The sequence below is a fragment of the Hydrogenophaga sp. H7 genome, assembly GCF_002025745.1.
In the GTDB taxonomy this organism is placed as follows: domain Bacteria; phylum Pseudomonadota; class Gammaproteobacteria; order Burkholderiales; family Burkholderiaceae_C; genus Hydrogenophaga; species Hydrogenophaga pseudoflava.
Map to the genome: position 1 here is coordinate 311,809 of NZ_MCIC01000015.1, position 17,936 is coordinate 329,744.

The window sequence follows — 17,936 nt, forward strand, 5'->3', positions numbered from 1 at the left end:
ATGTCCGCCTTCCTTCCCGCCAGCACAGAGCCTTCCTCCCACATCCAGGCACTGGCGGCATTGGGCGTGCAGCGGCGCTACCGCAACGGCGCGCTGCTGATCCAGGAAGGTGAGTCCGGGGACACGATCTACATCGTCCTGCAGGGGCGTCTGCGGGCCTTCCTCGGTGATGGCAACGGCAAGGAACTGACCCTGGGCTTCTACGGCCCTCTGGAATATGTGGGCGAAATGTCGCTCGACGGTGGCCCGCGCTCGGCCAACGTGGAGGCGGTCGATGCAACCACCTGTTCCGTGATCTCCCGCGCCGTGTTGCTGAACTACATTGCCCAGCACCCCGAGTTCGCACTGGAACTCATGGCCCGGCTGATCCGCCGCGCTCGGCTGGCCACCGAGAGCGCCGGCAATGTGGCCCTCATCGACGTGTACGGGCGCTTGGTGCGACTGCTCAACCAGCTGGCGCAGGAGCCCGAAGCCTCTGGCGAGCGCCGGCTTTCAGAGCGCCTCACCCACCAGGAGCTGGCCCAACACCTCGCGTGTTCGCGCGAAATGGTGTCCCGCCTGCTCAAGGACCTGGAAACTGGCGGCTACATCGCCGTGCGCGAGCGCTGGATCTGGCTGCTCAAGGCGCTGCCAGCGCGCTGGTGACGGCCAGACTCAAAGCCGCTCTCTGGCGATCTGGGGCGCCGCACAGCTGGTGCCATACATGCGCACCGATGAGCCGCTGCGGCTGCCAGCACCCAGCACCCCCCACAGCGCTGTGCTCTCGTCGCTCACAGCCAGTTCGTCCGGCACCTTTTTGACACCATCGCGCTGGGGCAGGCGAGAGGCGTCCGGGTCCGGCAGCCTGGGGCTGTAGCGGGCAGCCGGGTCGAAGGCGCTGCTGGCGAAGCGGATGCCGCCAACAGAGACCGATCGCTGTCCCGTCCCGATGCTGTTGAACACCCCGCTGCGCCGGATCGGCGTCGGGTTGTCGGGGTGGTCGATGAAGCTGTCGATGTTGCCGCTGGTGTCGTAGAACCTGTCCAGCATGGCGGACTGGCGGGCGCCCGTGTAGGTTCCCTGCGCCACATCGTCCCGCTCCACGTAGGCGTCCAGCACCACCGGGTTGAGCCCGCCATTGTGAACCTTCACCTGCCAGACGCCGGCTGGGGCCAGCCGGTCCTCGGGGTGGAGCGAGGCCGTCGGGCACAGGGCGAGCAGGGCGCAGGTGCCGTGCCGGCCCAGCGCGGTCTTTCTCGGGAACACCAGCGCCAGCTGGGGGGCGGTGGTCGAGGGCCAGCAACCCGCGTTGCCGACAGTCATGGGCCCGAGCACCTGCCCGCCGGGCAGCGTGACCTCGATGCGGATGTCCTGCAGCGCTTCTTCAGGCAGGTCCGGGTCTCCCAGCCACAGTTCGAGAAAACTCTGGGTCCGGTCGTCGGGCTGGATGTGCCAGTGCAGCTCGGCGGCGTTCCCCCCGGGCAGCAGCGTCCGGTTCACATGGGTGCGGTCCTGGTAACCGTTGCCCGCCGGAATGAAGACCTGCAGCCGCTCTGGCGTGCACAGCGCAATCAGATGATCGATGGCCGCCTCGAGCACCGAGGTGCCGTCGTGGGGGCCCGCCAGCGTGCCCCAGCTGATGTTGACCACCAGCCGCGCATCGGCGGTCACCCGGTTCAGGATGAACAGCAGCGCGTCCAGCACACTGACGTTCATTGCACCACCCGAGGTGTCGATCACGTTGGACCAGTCCAGCTGCACCGCGATCAGGGGCGCGCGGCTGGCCTCGTCGTGGGTCGGTGTCATGTCCGGAGTGTGGGCCGCACTGCTCATGCGGGCGGTGGCCCGCCAGGGGCCGGCGACCAGGCTGGCCACCACGGTGCCATGGTTGACCGGATGCTTCAGGTCCCAGCACTGCAGGTAGTCGTACAGGTCGTCCTCGTCGACCGAACTGTTCCGCGTGAAGCGGTCCATGGCGGCGCGGATGTCGGCCGCCGTCAGCTCATGGCCGTAGCCCATGACGGGCGGCGTCGGACCGGCGCGTTTCGGGTCCAGGCGGCTGCGCAGGTGGCGGCCCATGCCCGGTCCGTGCGGGCCGTCGAACTCATCCTGGCGCCAGAAGTAGCGCACCCGCGGCTCTCCGTCGGCTTTCAGAAAGGCGGCGTTGGCCATCGCAAGGCCGCCGTCGATGATGCCGATCACCTTGCCGCCCACACGATCCGGGCAAGGGGGCACTGTGTCGCCGGGTAAAGCCGGGTTGGTCAGTGGTCCGGTGTGCTCCTCCACCGGCAGGCCGAGCTCATAGCGTCGGACGATGCCGGCCAGGTCCGAGCGCTTGCGCATTGCCTTGAAAAAGCCTTTGCGCGCGCGTGCCGTGCAGAAACGCAGCCCCGGCAGCAGCAGGTAAGCCTTGGGCACCTGCAGCCACTTCACGTCGGATGCCTGCAGCAGATCCTGAATGCCGAAACCGGGATGGAGTTCGATGATGATCGGCAACCACCTGGGCTGGGCGGCCGGGCCTTCGCCCAGTCGGTAGCCTTCAAAACGATCGGCTTCTGCCCATGCGAGGTAGGGGTCGGCGCCCTCGATGCTGCTGGGCAGAGACCAGTCCGTGCCGGTAACCTCGCCTTTGGGCAGCGGCTGCCAGGGTTGGGGAGCGCGCCCCCCGCTCATGACCACTCCTTCAGGGCCTCCTGCCACAGCCAGCCCAGGGTGTCGGCCTGGGGCAGCGGGATCGCCGGACCACCCACGCTGTAGGCGCCCGCGTCCATGGGGTCGCTGAGCTTGAAATCCTTGGGGGCACCATCCGCTTCAACGAACTTGTCGCTGTCGAAGCCCCGCAAGCGGACGCTGCCAGAGGTAGCACGGGCCACGAAGAACTCGCCGAGGCTGGTGCCCAGCAGACGGCCGACGGCGCTGTCCACAGGGTAGTGGACTCCGGCCACGGTGCGATTGACCGCGATGCGTGCGGCCAGGCGCTGCAGTTGCGTGCGGCTGTTCTGGCCGTCGTTCTTGCCGGGGCGGGTCTGGTCCATGAACGCCTCCAGCAGCGTGGCCACCGCGAACGCTTCGGTGGAGTGGCCGCTGGGCCAACTGCCGTGCCCCGGCGTGGGGATCATGGGCTGGATCTGTGGCGACAGCTCCACCGGCCGCAGGGTGGCAAAGATGTGCTTGAGGCGCATCTCGACATGCACGCACAGTCCGAGCGCGATCTCGATCAGCTGCAGCGTCTTCTTGTGCCGGTGGGCCGTCAGCCCCAGCACGGCGGACCAGTAGCCGACCGGGGCGGTGAGCTGGTCCAGCACCTCGGCGGCCCGGTCACCGCGCAGGTCTGCGTAGGCCGCGACCAGATCCAGCTGCTGCTTGAGCAGGTTCTTGGAGGGCCCCTGCAGCTGCACCAGCGTCCGGTTCTTGATCGTGGTCGCGCCGAGGTTGGCGAACTTCAGGTCGGCCTGCTTCGTGCTCGCCGAGGCGGCGATGGAAAGACCTTCGACCAGTTCTTCGAAGCAGGCGGTCATCCGCGGACCATCGGCCCAGAGACGCAGGTTCTGGTCCTGGTTGAAGCCGGGAGTGGTGGGGTGTAGCACCGCGCCGGCGAATGGGCCAGCGATGGCGGCGCGGCTGATGGTCAATGCATCGGCAGAGACCAAGCCTACCCCGGAGACTCCTGCGCTGACCCCGGCACTTACACCTGCACTCACTCCTGCACTCATGTCATCTCCTCGTTGGTTCGATTCAGTTTTTGGGTAGGCCCAGCGACTCGAGAACGCGCGCCGTGCGTTGTCGCAGCGGGCTGAGGCTTCCGGAAGACAGATACTGGGTCACCGTAAGGTCCGGTTGCTGTGATCGAAGCAGAGCAAACGTCTCTTTTGCTTCCTCAGTCTGCCCGGACTCGAACTGCGCGGTCAGCAGGATCCGCAGGTTGGGCAGGTGATACCGGTTCTTGTTGAGTGATGACCTGCTGTAATGAATGGCCTGGTTGAGGTCATTTGTGGACAGGTAGCTGCCTGCCAGCATCATCTCGAAGTAGTACTTCTGCGGATCAAGCGGCGAAAGTCGCAGTGCGTTCTCCGCCTGCATGATCGACTCCGCGGCGGTGCCCCACATGGTGGACCAGACGCTTCGGTAGAGCCAAGCCATCGGGTCGTTGGGGTTGGCGTTCGTAGCCTCCAGCAGAATATGGTTCGACCCATCAACGTCTTTGCCCAAGTGGCACATGGCGTGCCCCTTGACGGCCAGTGCCAAGGCGCTTTCAGGGACCATGTCCAGCGCGCGGTCGGCTATACCAATCGCGTGCTGGAACGATGCGTGAGGGTCCGCAGCCATGCCCTGCACCACCTGCATGATGTGCCACTTGGCCAGCCATGCCCAAGGTGCGACCGAGCGCTTGTGCCGGTCCACCAGGGCCTCCAGCAGCTGCTGGCTGCGCTCCAGATCCCGGCGGGTGGATCGGTGCATCAGGTTGATGGCACCCAGCATCAGAGCGCTGCTGTCCAGTCGGGGCAGGGCCTGTGTGAGGGTTCGTTGCACCTCCGAGTGCAGCAGCTGGTCGGCGCAGGTCGACGCCAGTGCGTTGATCAGCTCGCTCTCTTGCTGGACCACGTCCATCACGTCGCCCGTGAGTCGGTCGGCCCAGATCACCTCGTTGTGCCGGGTGTCGCTCAACTGAGCCGTCACCAGCACGCGGTCGCCCAGCGAGACGTAGCTGCCGGACAGCACGAAGTGGGCGTCCAGTTGCTGGCTCGCGGTCTGGTTGACGTCGTCCCGGCCTCTGAGCACGGCGGTTGACAGCCGCGAGATGACGCGCAGGTGCTGGCTGCGGGAAAGCTGGACGATGACGCCGTCCGCCAGCAGGTCTCCGATCACAAAGTGCTCGGGCGCATTGCTCCGCGACACAAAAGGCAGTACGGCGATGGTGGCCCTGAAGTCCTCCGGCCTGGCGGCAGGGGCGGGCGGTTTGAGGGTGACACCTGTTCCTGAGGGCGGGGAGAGCGTCCAGGTCCTGACGGGCTCCGGCCAGTGCTTGAGGTAGCACTCGCCCATGTCCTCCATGTCACCGTCGACACCGTCCACCAGGGTGTCGTGCACATTGGCCGTGATGACAGTTTCCCCGGGGCCTGCGAGCCCCGCCACGCGGGCGGCCAGGTTGACTCCATGGCCGAACACGTCGTGGTCGTCGATGTACAGGTGGGTGGCGTTCAGCCCTGCGCGGAGCCAGAACTTGTTGTGGTCATCGCGCCGGCGATTGGCGTCGTCGAAATAGCGGTGCAGGCGCAGGGTGGCCTTGACAGCCTGGGACGGTTCGTCGAACTCCACCAGGATGCCATCGCCCAGGCTTTTGACCAGGCGACCGCCATGTCTTGGCAGAACCTCTTCGCGGGCGTGCTGGAGAAACCCGTGCCACTGGTGGACCACGGACGCTTCGTTCGATGCCATCAGCCTCACGGATTCCACCAGGTCCATCACCAGCACCACCTTGTTCTGCATCAGCGGCAGAGGCGGCACCTCATGAGACGGAGCCGAATCGCCGTGAGAGCCCATGGTGCTGGGGTGCGGCTGGCTTGTCATACCTCGAAAAGGGGAAGTGCTGTTTCAGTTTCTCACATCTGAAAGGGCCGGGTACGGACCGGCCAGGGTCAAAAAAAAGAGCCGGCAGCGCCGGCTCTCCGTGCAAGGAGCACCTGGGCCCCTTTGCGTCCTGATCACTTCAGGTGTTCGTTGATCATCTTGGTCATTTCGAACATCGAGGCCTGGGCCTTCTTGAAGATCTCCTTCAGCTTGGCGTCAGCGTTGATCATGCGCTTGTTGACAGCGTCCTGCAGCTTGTTCTTCTTGATGTATTCCCAGACCTTCTTGGTCACTTCCGTGCGGGGCAGCGGGCTGTTGCCAACGATGGCGGCCAGTGCGGCGCTGGGGGTCATGGCCTTCATGAAGGCTGCGTTGGGGGTGCGCTTCTTGGCTGGTGCGGCCTTCTTTGCAGGAGCGGCGGCCTTCTTCGCGGGTGCAGCCTTCTTTGCAGGAGCGGCGGCCTTCTTTGCAGGAGCGGCGGCCTTCTTCGCGGGTGCAGCCTTCTTTGCAGGAGCGGCGGCCTTCTTGGCCGGAGCGGCCTTCTTCGCAGGAGCTTTCTTTGCAGTTGCCATGTTGAGGATTCCTTCTAGAAGTGGTTTGACGCCAGAGGAGAACGCGCTCTCTCACTGGTGACTCGCATGCTAATGGAGATGCATGGTCCTTCCAAGGTGGAGGTGCGGTATTTTTGTGCTGCGCAAGAGGGAAAATGGGGTTTTTTGGCCCCGAAAACAACACTGCGCCCGGTATTGCATGCCGCACCCCAACCAGCGACAAAGAGCGTGCTCCAATTTCGGCTCCGAAAAACCTGTTTTCGAGAGTGGCTCACCATGACTTCTTCCATCGATTTTTCGACCTGCGATCTGTGCGACGAACACAAGGGCGACGTCAGCGGCGCCTTCCGTGTGCTGCCGCCGGTGTTCCGTGACTTTGGTGCCCATCGCCGCTTCGCCGGACCGGTCGTGACCGTGCAGTGCCTGGATGACAACAGCCAGGTGAAGGCCCTCGTCGAAGGACCGGGAGATGGGCGTGTGCTGGTGGTCGACGGCGGGGCTTCGCTGCGGCGCGCCTTGCTGGGCGGCAACCTGGGTGCCGCCGCCGCGCGCAACGGGTGGACCGGCGTGGTGGTGGACGGGTGCGTCCGCGACGTGGCCGAACTGGCGGTGTGCGAGACCGGCATTCGCGCGCTGGCCTCGATGCCGCTGCCGACCGAGCGGCGCAACCAGGGGCTGCGCGACGTGGCGGTGAAGATTCAGGGCGTCACCGTGCGTCCGGGTGAATGGCTGTACGCCGACGAGGATGGCACCGTGATTGCCGACCGGCCATTGCACCGTGGCGTCTGACGGGCTTCAGGCCGTCAGACCCTTGTAGAGCATGTACGCCGAGAGCACGTAGAGAATCAGCGCGAAGGCCCGCTTGAGCGACTTCACCGGCAGCGCGTGTGCGGCCTTCACACCGAGCGGCGCCATCAGCACGCTGGTCATGGCGATCACCGTTAGTGCCGGCAGGTACACGTAGCCCAGCGAACCCGCCGGAAGGTCGGCCACACCCTGGCCCGAGATGACGTACCCGGCGGCGTTCGCCAGTGCGATGGGAAAACCGAGCGCTGCGCTGGTGGCAACGGCATTGTGGATGGCAACGTTGCACCAGGTCATGAACGGGACGCTGACGAAGCCGCCCCCGGCACCCACCAGTCCCGACAGAAAACCGATCACCCCCCCGGCACCCAGCTGGCCGGCCGTTCCCGGCAAGGTGCGCGAGGCCTGCGGCTTCTTGTCCAGCAGCATCTGGGTGGCGGAGAAGCCCACAAACAGCGCGAACAGCAAGGCCAGAGCCCCGCCCTTGAGGACCGCAAAGACCCCGAGGCTCGCGACCGCGGCACCGATAACGATGCCCGGTGCGAGACGCCGCACGATGTCCCACCGCACGGCGCCGCGCTTGTGGTGCGCGCGAACGCTGGAGATCGAGGTGAAGATGATGGTGGCCATGGAGGTGGCGATGGCCATCTTCACCGCCAGGCCGGGCGCGACGCCACGGTGGGCGAGGATGGCGCTGATGAACGGCACCATGATCATGCCGCCGCCGATGCCCAGCAGGCCGGCCAGAAACCCGGTGAACACCCCCAGAAGGGCCAGTTCGACGATCAGCAGGGGTTCAAGGCTCATGGGCGGAAATCCGGAGGGCAGAAAAGAGTGCGGCCCCAGGAAACATCCGTGGGGCCGCAGCGAAGGGTATTAGGTGTCTGCAAGTGCCACCGGACCGTCATCCTGAACCGGGGGTTCAGGTGGGCGAGGGCAACGGGGCTTCGGGTTCATCTGACGCGAGACGCTCACACCAGCCACGTTATGTACCAAGCCCGGGCTCATGGAGCATTGGTTCAAGGAAATATAAAGCCCGGCACGCACTGCAGACAGGGCAAATTGTAGGGGCTGGCGGCCCGATGGATGGGCTCGCCCGTCGGAAAAGTTGAGGGCCGGTTCCTGATTCAGATCAACTGGCCGTCACTGCCCAGCGCCTGGTCGAGGCGCCGCACCAGTTCCTCCGCGCGCGCCAGCGCAGCAGCGTCGGGCAACTCGCCCTGGGGAGTGGAGCCCGGCAAGGGTGTCGGCTCTGGAGGGAGAAAGGACGAGGAAGAAAACCCCTCGGCTTCCTTCTGGGACAGTTCGAACGCCAGGTTGAGGGATGCGAGCACGGCGATGCGGTCGCGGGCCTTGACCTTGCCGGCGTCCCGGATGCGGCACATGGCGGTGTCCACACGCTCCACGGCGTCCAGCAGAGATTGCTCGCCCCCCGCCGGACAGGCCAGCAGATAGCTCTGGCCCATGATCTGAACCTCGATCTGCTTGGAGGCCGGCTTGTTCATTCGGAGTCCTTGTGGGAGGGGGGCTCGATTCCAACCGGCAACCGGTCCAGCAGCGCGTCGATGCGGGAACGCGCAGCGTTCAGACGCGACTTGATGGAGTCACGTTCTGCCTTGAGCGAGGCCACCTGCTCCATCAGCAGGGCGTTGGTGCGCTGCAGTTCTTCATGGCGAAGGAGCAGGCGTTCCACGCGCTCGGCGATCAGGTCAATTTGCTTGGGATCGGCCATGGTGACAACTGGTAAGACACTCATTGTAGGGTTGCCGCAAGGAGCACGGGCTTACAATGGATTCCGTTGGTGCTCGCGGTGTGGTTCACATGCCGCAGTTCAACGGGAAGCAGGAGGGGAAGTCCACGCCGACCGACCTAACCTGCGCTGCCCCCGCAACGGTAAGCAGACGGGATCCGGGCTTTCGCCCGGTCCCTGCCTTCACCCCACAGCCACTGGACAACCGGTTTCGACCGGCGCTCCGGGAAGGCGGTGGAGGTCGTTCTGCCAGCCCGGATACCGGCCAACACGGTGGTGACGTGTCCTGAACCAGGACCGTTGCCGTGACGCCCATGCGCTGTCGGGGAAGACGGCGAGGGCAACCATCGTTTGTTTTCATTCATGTCTTTCCGTTCTGCTCCGGTGCGCCTGGCCGCGCTGCCCATGGCATGCGCCATCGCTTTTCCTGTTCTCGCACAGTCCTCCCTGCCTACCGTCGTGGTGTCTGCGACCCGGTCCGAGCTGCCCATCACAGATGTGGTGGCGGACGTGACCCTGGTCGACCGCGGCGCCATTGACCGCCTGGGTGCCGCGTCGGTCTCCGACGTGCTGGAGCGTCTGCCGGGCATGACCGTCAACCGCAACGGCGGTCCCGCGTCCACCACAGGTGTGTATGTGCGAGGCGCCGAGGGCCGCTTCACGGCGGTGTTTGTCGACGGCGTGCGCATCGACTCCCAATCCACGGGCGGGGCCACCTGGAATGCGATCCCGTTGTCCCAGGTAGACCGCATCGAGGTGCTGCGCGGGCCGGCGGCTGCGGTGTATGGCTCGGATGCGATGGCTGGTGTCGTGCAGATCTTCACGCGGCACGGGGAGAAGGGTTTCTTCCCTTCGCTGCGCATCGGCGTGGGGTCGAACAGCACCTACGAACTGAACGCCGCGCTGCGCGGTGGCGATGGTGTGGTCGACTACGCCTTCGGTCTGGGCACCGAACGCAGCGATGGCTTCAACGCCAAGCCCTCCGGCAACCCCGACCGCGACGGGTATCGCAACGAGTCGTTCTCAGGTCGCCTGGGATGGAAGCTCTCCGACGGACAGAAGCTGGAAGCCACGCTGCTGGACAGCCGCCAGAAGGCCGGCTACGACGGTTACATGCCGGGGCAGGACGACCAGGCCAGGCAGCGCCTGCAGACCGTGGGGCTGAACTGGAACAGCCGCTGGAGCGAGGCGTGGAGCACCCGTGTGGGGCTCAGCCGCGGAACCGACCGCTACGAGACTGCCCCCTCAACCTACCTGACGGACACCACGGTGGACAGCTGGCTGCTGCGCAACGAGCTGCGCGTGGGGCCGGGCCGGCTGACGGTGGATCTGGAGCGCCGTGAGGACCAGCTGGAAAATGCCAGCACCACGCCGGTCGACACCCAGCGGCATCAGAACGCCCTTGCGCTGGGTTACGGCCTGCATGCCGGTGACCACACGCTGCAGCTCAACGCCCGCCGCGACGACGACAGCGAGTTCGGCACCCACACCACCGGCTCTCTGGCCTACGGCTACGCGTTGTCCAAGACCTTGCAGCTCACCGGCTCGGTGGGAACGGCCTTCCGTGCCCCCACGCTGTTCCAGCGCTTCAGCATCTACGGCACGCCCGACCTCAAGGCCGAAACCGCGCGCAACATGGAAGCGGGGCTGCGCTGGCAGGAGGCTGCGAGCCGCGCCTCCGTGGTGGTCTACCGCAACCGCGTCAAAGACCTGATCGACTACCTGGCCGGTCCGGGCAGTTGTGTCAACGGCGTGGGCGATTTCGCCGGCTGCTACGGCAACACCGGCCGCGCCACCTACACCGGCGTGACGCTGGCCGGCGGCACGACGCTCGGCGAAGTGGCCCTGGGCGCTTCGCTGGACCTGATGCGTCCGAAGAACGCCGAAACAGGCAAGCTGCTGGCGCGCCGTGCCGAAACGCAGGCCACGCTGACCGCAGACACGCCCGTGGGCAGCTGGCGCCTGGGCGCAGAGGTGCAGCACCTGGGCAAGCGCTACGACGACGAAGCCAACACCAAGCCCTTGGCGGCCCACACGTTGCTGAACCTCACGGCCAGCACCGACATCGCCCGCGACTGGCGGCTGCTGGCGCGTGTGGACAACGCTACCGACAAGGACTACGAGTCGGTGCTGGGCTACGCCACGGCGGGCCGCAGCTTCTACCTGGGCCTGAGCTGGTCGCCCCGTTTAGTGCCGGTGCGATGACGACCGCCCGCTGTCCAGCCCTGCTGATCGCCGCGCCGGCCTCCGGTCAGGGCAAGACCACGGTCACGGCCGCGCTGGCGCGGCTGCACGCGCGGGCCGGGCGGCGGGTGCGGGTGTTCAAGTGTGGGCCGGACTTTCTGGACCCGCACTGGCACCAGCTGGCCAGTGGTCAGCCGGTGCACAACCTGGACCTCTGGCTCAACGGCGAGGCCGACCTGCGTGCCCGGCTGCACGAGGCCGCGGCGAACAGCGACCTGATCCTGATCGAAGGGGTGATGGGGCTGTTCGATGGCGATCCGAGTGCGGCCGATCTGGCGGTGAAGCTGGGCATTCCGGTGCTGGCGGTGATCGATGCCGGGTCCATGGCCGGCACCTTCGGGGCACTGGTGCACGGCCTGCGGCACTACCGCCCGGGCCTGCCCTGGGCCGGGGTGCTGGCCAACCGCGTGGCCAGCGAAGGGCACGAGAAGATGCTGCTGGCCTCGGTGCGCGGCGACGACCTGGGCGCGGCGCCGGGCAGCATCGACGCCGGCTGGCTGGGTGGGTTGCGGCGCGACGCGGGCTTTTCGCTGCCCGAGCGTCATCTCGGTTTGACCGTGGCGTCCGAACTGCCCGACGCGATGGCGCGGCTGGACGCGCTGGCCGACGCCATGGCAGCCACCCCGCTGGGCCAGCTCGATGTGGCCGGCTGGCAGCGCTGGGCCGTGCCCTTTGAGGCGCAAGCCGAACGCCCGGCGACGCCGCTGCTGAGCGGGCGCACCTTGGCAGTGGCGCGCGACGCGGCCTTCTGTTTCACCTACCCGGCCAACCTCGACACGCTGCGCGCGCTGGGGGCCGAGCTGGTGTTTTTCTCGCCGGTGGCCGACGAGGCGGTGCCGGATTGCGACGCGGTCTGGCTGCCCGGCGGCTACCCCGAACTGCACGCCGACGCGCTGGTGAAGGGCAAACGCTGCCGCGCCAGCCTCGCCGCGCATGTCGACGCCGGCAAGCCGGTCTGGGCCGAGTGCGGCGGCATGATGCCGCTGTTCGAGGGGCTGACGCTGGCCGATGGCTCGCGGGTGCCCATGTGGGGCCTGCTGCCTGGCGAGGTGGCGATGCAGCCGCGCCTGGCCGCCCTCGGCCCGCAGCGCTGGGACACGGCGCAGGGTGAGCTGCGGGGGCACACCTTCCACTATTCGTTGACCACCTCGCCGCTGGCGCCCATGGCCCACACCGTGCCGGGCGGCAAGTTCGGGCGACCCGAGGCCGTGTACGGCCAGGGCCCGGTGCGCGCGAGCTATTTCCATGCGTGGTTTGCCTCAAACCCCGAGGCGACCGCGCAACTCTTTCTGCCGGAGGCGTCGTGAGCTCCATGCTGCCCGGACCGCAACGCATCGTCTGCCTCACCGAGGAGACGACCGAGTGGCTGTACCTGCTGGGGCAGGAGGCGCGCATCGTCGGCATCAGCGGCTACACCGTGCGGCCCCGCCGCGCGCGCGAGGAAAAGCCCAAGGTCAGCGCCTTCCTGAACGCCAAGATCGACAAGATCCTTGAGCTGCGGCCTGATTGCGTGTTCGGTTTCTCCGACCTGCAGGCCGACATCGCCGCCGCGCTGATCCGCGCGGGCGTGCAGGTGACGGTGTTCAACCAGCGCAGCGTGGACGAAATTTTTTCCATGCTGTTCCAGGTCGCGGCCATGGTCGGTTGCGCCGACGAAGGTCTGGCGCGCATCGCGGCCATGCGCCAGCGCCTGGACGCCATCCGCGCCGAGGTGGCCGCGCTGGAGGCAACGGGCAAGCGCCGGCCGAAAGTGTTCTTCGAAGAGTGGGACGAGCCGCACATCAGCGGCATCCGCTGGGTGTCGGAGCTGCTGGGCATTGCTGGTGGCGACGACGTGTTCCCCGAACTGGCAGTGCAGTCGCTGGGCAAGCACCGCATCATCGCGGACGGTGCGGAGATCGTGGCGCGCGCGCCCGACATCGTCATCGGCTCGTGGTGCGGCAAGAAGTTCCGCGCCGAAAAGGTGGCCGCACGGCCAGGCTGGCAGGACGTGCCGGCCGTGAAAAACGGCCAGCTGTTCGAGATCAAGTCGGCCGACATCCTGCAGCCCGGCCCGGCGGCGCTGACCGACGGGTTGGAGCAGATGCACCGCATCGTCAAGGCCTGGATGGTGGCCCATGGCTGAGGTGGCGCGCAGCACATTCATCCTCGGTGGCCAGCGCAGCGGCAAGTCGCGCCGCGCCGAGACGCTCGCGCGGCAGTGGCTGAAGGCATCGCCCGGGCACCGTGCGGTGATGATCGCCACCGGTCAGGCCTGGGACGACGAAATGCGCGAGCGCATCGCCCGCCACCAGGCCGACCGAGCGCTGCGCGTGCCGGGCATGGCGACGGTGGAGGAGCCGCTGGCGCTGGCCGACACGTTGAAGCGGCACAGCGACGCGAACACGCTCATCGTGGTCGACTGCCTGACGCTGTGGCTGACCAACCTGACGATGCCGGCCGACCCGGCGCAGGCGCTCCCCGAAGCGGCCGTGATCGCGGCGGGCGAGGACCTGTGCGCGGCCATTGCCGCAGCGCCCGGGCCGCTGGTGCTGGTGGGCAACGAGATCGGGCTGGGAGTCATTCCGATGGGGCGCGAGGTGCGCGCGTTTGTGGACACGCTGGGCCGGCTGAACCAGCAGGTGGCCGCGGCCTGCGAGCGCGTGACGCTCATGGCGGCAGGGCTGCCGCTGACTTTGAAGGACAGGACATGAACCGGATGCGCAACGCATGGCTCGCGCTGCTGGGGACCTGGATGGCCCTGGTCTGCGGCTCCGCCCAGGCGGCCCTGCAGATCACCGACGACAACGGCGTGGTGGTGAACTTCGAGCGCTCGCCGCAGCGCATCGTGAGCCTGCTGCCTTCGCTGGCCGAGACCGTGTGCGAGCTGGGCCAGTGCCAGCGGCTGGTGGGTGTGGACCGCTACTCCACGTTCCCCGCCAGCCTGACGAAGCTGCCCCAGGTGGGCGGCGGGCTGGACCCGAACATCGAGCAGATCGTGGCGTTGCGGCCCGATGCGGTGCTGATGGCCACCTCGTCCCGCGCCGGGGAACGCCTGCGCGCGCTGGGCATCAAGGTGGTGGCGCTGGAGCCCAAGACCCACGCCGATGTGCAGCGGGTGATGCTCAAGATCGGCCAGCTGCTGGAGGTGCCGGACGCGCAGCGCATCTGGCGCGCCATCGACGCCGCGGTGATGGCCGCGGCCCAGTCGCTGCCGGCCGGTGCGCGCGGCACGCGGGTGTATTTCGAGGTCAACCCCGGGCCGTACGCGGCGGGCGAAGGCTCGTTCATCGGCGAGACACTCACCCGTTTGGGCGCCAGGAACATCGTGCCGGCCTCGCTGGGGCCGTTTCCCAAACTCAACCCCGAATACATCGTGCGAGCCGACCCGGACCTGATCATGATCGGCCAGCGCAGCGTGGACGGCATGGCCCAGCGCCCGGGCTGGATGGGCATGCGCGCGATGCGCGAGCAGCGCCTGTGTGTGTTCACCACCGACGAGTCCGACACCCTGGTGCGCCCCGGGCCGCGCATGGCCGAGGGCGCCCGCCTGATGGCGCGTTGCCTGGCCGACAAGGCGGCGAAGAAAGCGGGGGCGCGTTCGTGAACGCTCGCCGGGCGTCCTGGCTGGTGGCGGCCCTTCTGCTGGCGGCCGCGGCGCTGGCCGCGCTCGGCGTGTGTGTGGGCAGCGCCGGCTTCGAGAACCTGGTCGGCCCGCTGCTGGACCCGCAGGCCGACCCGGCCGCCACCGCCATGGCGCAGCAGATCGTGTGGGAGATCCGCCTGCCGCGCACCCTGGGGGCCTGGGCCGCAGGCGCATTGCTGGGCCTTGCCGGTGCGGTGGCGCAGGGCCTGTTCCGCAACCCGCTGGCTGACCCTTTCCTGCTCGGCAGCGCCTCGGGCGCGTCCCTCGGTGTGGCGCTGGCACTCGCGGCCATGGGCGGCGGCGCCGGCATGCTGGGCGGCAGCATGATGAACGGCGGCGTCGCGGTCAGCGTGTTCTCCAGCAGCGCGCTGGTGCGCCTGGGCCTGACCGGCGCGGCCTTCTGTGGCGCGGTGCTGGCGGTGCTGATCACCTTGGTGCTTTCGCGCGGTGTGCAGCACACGCTGCGGCTGCTGCTGGCTGGTGTGGTGGTGGGCGTGGTGCTGGGCGCCATGACGCACCTGGTGCTGCTGTTCTCGCCCGAATCGCTGCAGGCCATGCAGGCCTTCATGCTCGGATCGACCAGCTTCGTGGGCTGGACCGCCTGTGTGCTGATGGCTGGTGTGTGGGTGCTGTGCACGCTGTCGGCCTGGCTGCTGGCGCGCGTGCTCGATGGCCTGAGCCTGGGCGACGCCACCGCGCGCAGCCTGGGCCTGCCGCTGGGACCCATGCGCGCCGCGCTGGTGGCCGTGCTGGCGCTGGCCACCGGCACCGCGGTGGCGCAGACCGGGTTGATTGCGTTTGTGGGCCTGGCCGCGCCGCACCTGGTGCGCTCGCTGGTCAAGACCACCAGTGCCCGCCTGATGCTGCTGGCCAGCTGCATGGGCGGCGCGCTGCTGATGGCGGCCGACACGCTGGCGCGCTGGCTGATCGCGCCGCAGGAGCTGCCGGTGGGCGTGCTCACCGCGGTGCTGGGTGGCGGTTACCTGCTGTGGCTGATGCAGCGCAACACGCGCATCTCGCGCGGAGGTGGCCTGTGAGCCTCGCCATCCAGACCTGCGACCTGAGCGCCCGCCTGGGCGACGAGCCGATCCTGCACCGCATCTCGCTGAACCTGCCCCAAGGGCGCTGGACCAGCATCGTCGGCCCCAACGGCGCGGGCAAATCCACGCTGCTGCGGTGTCTGGCAGGCCTGCTGCCGCACAGCGGTGCGGTGGCCCTGCTGGGCAGGCCGCTGGCCGACTGGCCGCAGCGCCAGCGCGCCCGCCAGCTGTCGTGGCTGGGGCAGAACGAGGCCAGTGCCGACGACCTGACGGTGTGGGACGTGGCCATGCTCGGCCGCCTGCCGCACCAGGCCTGGCTCAGCCCGCCCAGCGCACAAGACCGCGCCGCGGTGGAGCGCGCGCTGCGCGCCACCCAGGCCTGGGACTGGCGCGCCCGAGCGCTGGGCCAGCTCTCTGGCGGCGAGCGCCAGCGCGTGCTGCTGGCCCGCGCCCTGGCCGTGGAAGCCCAGGTGCTGCTGATGGATGAACCCCTGGCCAACCTGGACCCGCCGCACCAGGCCGACTGGCTGGAACTGGTGCAGGCGCTGGTGCAGGGTGGCAAGACAGTGGTCAGCGTGCTGCACGAGGTGGGCATGGCCCTGCACGCCGACGAACTGGTGGTGATGGCGCAAGGCCGCGTCACGCACCAGGGACCGTGTGCCGACGCCGCCACGCACCGCGCGCTGGAGGCCGTTTTTGACCACCGCATCGAGGTGCACGCGCTGCAAGGGCAGTGGGTGGCGCTGCCGCGGATCAACCCCTTGAAGACTTCACACCATGCAGATTGAAACCCCGCCGAGCGAAAAACCCTACGAGAAAGCCGAGGGCGAACGCCGCGGCATCGTGATCGTCAACACCGGCGACGGCAAGGGCAAGAGCACCGCCGCCTTCGGCCTGGCGCTGCGCGCCCATGGCCGCGGCAGGGCCGTCAAGATCTACCAGTTCATGAAGGTGCCGAGCGCGCGCTTCGGCGAGCACCGCATGTTCGAACAGATTGGCATCCCGATTGAAGGGCTGGGGGATGGCTTCAGCTGGAAGAGCCAGGACCTGGAGCACTCGGCCCAGCTGGCGCGCGACGGCTGGGAGAAGGCGCGCGCCACCATCCTGGGAGGCGAGCACTTCCTGGTCGTGCTGGACGAGATCACCTACCCGCTGATCTATGGCTGGCTGCCGCTGGACGGTGTGCTGCAGACCCTGCGCGAACGGCCCAGCCATGTGCACGTCTGCCTGACGGGCCGCCGCTGCCCGCCCGAGATCATCGAGCTGGCCGACACCGTGACCGAAATGACCAAAATCAAGCACGCGTTCAACGCCGGCATCCCGGCGCAGCGCGGCATTGAGGATTGACCCCTGGAGACCCCCATGAATCACATCGCTGAAGCCCCCGTGACCCTGCACCGCCCCGCCAAGCCGGCCTCCGCGACCGCGGAGCGCTGGTCCGTCGCCGACGTGCAGGCCCTGCTGGACCTGCCGCTGCCCGAACTGATGCACCGCGCGCAGACCGTGCACCGCGAGCACCACGACCCGACCCACATGGAGCTGGCGACGCTGCTGTCGATCAAGACCGGTGGCTGCCCCGAGGACTGCGGCTACTGCCCGCAGTCGGTGCACTACGAAACCGGTGTGGCGGCCAGCAAGATGATGACCGCCGAGGACGTGCGCGAAGCCGTGTTGGGCGCCAAGGCGGCCGGTGCGTCGCGCTTCTGCATGGGCGCGGCCTGGCGCGCGCCGAATGACCGCGACCTGGAGAAGGTCGAGGAGCTGGTGCGCGTGGTCAAGGACGAAGGCCTGGAGGCCTGCTGCACCCTCGGCATGTTGACTGGCGACCAGGCACAGCGCCTGAAGGACGCGGGCCTGGACTACTACAACCACAACCTGGACACCGCGCCCGAGCTGTACGGCGACGTCATCAGCACGCGCGACTACCAGGACCGCCTGGACACCCTGGGCCATGTGCGCGAGGCCGGCATCCATGTCTGCAGCGGCGGCATCGTGGGCATGGGCGAATCGCGCGCCGGCCGCGCGGGCCTGATCGCGCAGCTGGCCAACCTGGCGCCGTACCCCGAGTCGGTGCCGATCAACCACCTGGTCAAGGTGCCGGGCACGCCGCTGGCGGACGAGCCCGATCTGGACCCGCTCGAATTCGTGCGCACTGTCGCCGTGGCCCGCATCACCATGCCCAAGGCCAAGGTGCGTCTGTCGGCCGGGCGCCGGCAGATGGCCGAATCGACCCAGGCGCTGTGCTTCCTGGCCGGTGCCAATTCCATCTTCTACGGCGACAAGCTGCTGGTGACCGGCAACGCCGACGTGGAGGCCGATCAAGACTTGCTTAAGCGCATGGGCATGCACACCACCCGCGCCCACGCCTGATCTTC

Annotated in this window: 18 protein-coding genes and 1 riboswitch; of the genes, 11 read left to right on the top strand and 7 right to left on the bottom strand. The window is 67.8% G+C overall.

Annotation, left to right across the window (positions count from 1 at the left end):
* Positions 1 to 645, top strand: a complete 645-nt coding sequence (locus tag BC358_RS12810; protein WP_066154510.1) for a Crp/Fnr family transcriptional regulator — start codon at positions 1 to 3, stop codon at positions 643 to 645.
* A gap of 9 nt (positions 646 to 654) precedes the next feature.
* Here BC358_RS12810 and BC358_RS12815 read toward each other — a convergent pair whose 3' ends face one another.
* The 4 genes from BC358_RS12815 to BC358_RS12830 form a co-directional block, all read right to left on the bottom strand.
* Complete coding sequence (locus BC358_RS12815) at positions 655 to 2,652, bottom strand: hypothetical protein (RefSeq protein WP_079366105.1); 1,998 nt, start codon at positions 2,650 to 2,652, stop codon at positions 655 to 657.
* Entirely contained in the window at positions 2,649 to 3,629 is a 981-nt protein-coding gene (locus tag BC358_RS12820) for a phosphatase PAP2 family protein (protein ID WP_179130073.1), read from the bottom strand. Before BC358_RS12820 ends, BC358_RS12815 begins: the two co-directional genes overlap by 4 nt.
* A gap of 85 nt (positions 3,630 to 3,714) precedes the next feature.
* A complete protein-coding gene (locus tag BC358_RS12825) occupies positions 3,715 to 5,547 on the bottom strand; it encodes an adenylate/guanylate cyclase domain-containing protein (protein WP_079366107.1) in 1,833 nt (610 codons plus the stop codon).
* Positions 5,548 to 5,681: 134 nt separating this feature from the next.
* Positions 5,682 to 6,119: an SWIB/MDM2 domain-containing protein gene (locus BC358_RS12830; protein WP_066154489.1), complete on the bottom strand. Its 438-nt coding sequence runs from the start codon at positions 6,117 to 6,119 to the stop codon at positions 5,682 to 5,684.
* Positions 6,120 to 6,374: 255 nt separating this feature from the next.
* Between BC358_RS12830 and rraA the strand changes: the two genes are divergently transcribed.
* Positions 6,375 to 6,887, top strand: coding sequence for a ribonuclease E activity regulator RraA (rraA, locus tag BC358_RS12835; protein ID WP_066154486.1), 513 nt, complete (start codon positions 6,375 to 6,377; stop codon positions 6,885 to 6,887).
* 6 nt (positions 6,888 to 6,893) lie between these two features.
* Here rraA and BC358_RS12840 read toward each other — a convergent pair whose 3' ends face one another.
* From BC358_RS12840 to BC358_RS12850, 3 genes are all read right to left on the bottom strand, one after another.
* Entirely contained in the window at positions 6,894 to 7,709 is an 816-nt protein-coding gene (locus BC358_RS12840; RefSeq protein WP_079366108.1) for a sulfite exporter TauE/SafE family protein, read from the bottom strand.
* Positions 7,710 to 8,029: 320 nt separating this feature from the next.
* Positions 8,030 to 8,407, bottom strand: a complete 378-nt coding sequence (locus BC358_RS12845) for a cell division protein ZapA (RefSeq protein WP_066154480.1) — start codon at positions 8,405 to 8,407, stop codon at positions 8,030 to 8,032.
* The gene (locus BC358_RS12850) at positions 8,404 to 8,634 is read right to left on the bottom strand and encodes a hypothetical protein (protein WP_066154477.1); all 231 of its coding nucleotides are present in this window, start codon (positions 8,632 to 8,634) and stop codon (positions 8,404 to 8,406) included. The genes BC358_RS12845 and BC358_RS12850 overlap by 4 nt, the downstream gene beginning before the upstream one ends.
* Before the next feature lie 50 nt (positions 8,635 to 8,684).
* Positions 8,685 to 8,937, top strand: a riboswitch (cobalamin riboswitch).
* 78 nt (positions 8,938 to 9,015) lie between these two features.
* On the opposite strand from BC358_RS12850, the gene BC358_RS12855 reads away from it, so the two are divergent.
* Genes BC358_RS12855 through bioB form a run of 9 tightly spaced genes read left to right on the top strand, consistent with a single transcriptional unit; the run spans position 9,016 to position 17,931 of the window.
* The gene (locus BC358_RS12855) at positions 9,016 to 10,857 is read left to right on the top strand and encodes a TonB-dependent receptor domain-containing protein (protein WP_079366109.1); all 1,842 of its coding nucleotides are present in this window, start codon (positions 9,016 to 9,018) and stop codon (positions 10,855 to 10,857) included.
* Entirely contained in the window at positions 10,854 to 12,203 is a 1,350-nt protein-coding gene (locus BC358_RS12860) for a cobyrinate a,c-diamide synthase (RefSeq protein ID WP_079366110.1), read from the top strand. The genes BC358_RS12855 and BC358_RS12860 overlap by 4 nt, the downstream gene beginning before the upstream one ends.
* A gap of 5 nt (positions 12,204 to 12,208) precedes the next feature.
* Positions 12,209 to 13,021 carry a cobalamin-binding protein gene (locus BC358_RS12865; RefSeq protein ID WP_079366230.1) on the top strand — a complete coding sequence of 271 codons (813 nt, stop codon included), beginning with the start codon at positions 12,209 to 12,211 and terminating at the stop codon, positions 13,019 to 13,021.
* Positions 13,014 to 13,589, top strand: a complete 576-nt coding sequence (gene cobU / locus BC358_RS12870; protein WP_079366111.1) for a bifunctional adenosylcobinamide kinase/adenosylcobinamide-phosphate guanylyltransferase — start codon at positions 13,014 to 13,016, stop codon at positions 13,587 to 13,589. The genes BC358_RS12865 and cobU overlap by 8 nt, the downstream gene beginning before the upstream one ends.
* A 41-nt stretch (positions 13,590 to 13,630) precedes the next feature.
* Positions 13,631 to 14,482: an ABC transporter substrate-binding protein gene (locus BC358_RS12875; protein WP_256861512.1), complete on the top strand. Its 852-nt coding sequence runs from the start codon at positions 13,631 to 13,633 to the stop codon at positions 14,480 to 14,482.
* Positions 14,479 to 15,558 carry an iron ABC transporter permease gene (locus BC358_RS12880; RefSeq protein ID WP_079366112.1) on the top strand — a complete coding sequence of 360 codons (1,080 nt, stop codon included), beginning with the start codon at positions 14,479 to 14,481 and terminating at the stop codon, positions 15,556 to 15,558. Before BC358_RS12875 ends, BC358_RS12880 begins: the two co-directional genes overlap by 4 nt.
* On the top strand, positions 15,555 to 16,349 hold the full coding sequence (locus BC358_RS12885; RefSeq protein WP_079366113.1) for an ABC transporter ATP-binding protein: 795 nt from the start codon (positions 15,555 to 15,557) through the stop codon (positions 16,347 to 16,349). Before BC358_RS12880 ends, BC358_RS12885 begins: the two co-directional genes overlap by 4 nt.
* Positions 16,339 to 16,908, top strand: coding sequence for a cob(I)yrinic acid a,c-diamide adenosyltransferase (cobO, locus tag BC358_RS12890; protein WP_079366114.1), 570 nt, complete (start codon positions 16,339 to 16,341; stop codon positions 16,906 to 16,908). Before BC358_RS12885 ends, cobO begins: the two co-directional genes overlap by 11 nt.
* A gap of 24 nt (positions 16,909 to 16,932) precedes the next feature.
* Positions 16,933 to 17,931, top strand: coding sequence for a biotin synthase BioB (bioB, locus tag BC358_RS12895; RefSeq protein WP_066154730.1), 999 nt, complete (start codon positions 16,933 to 16,935; stop codon positions 17,929 to 17,931).
* Positions 17,932 to 17,936 lie beyond the last annotated feature (5 nt).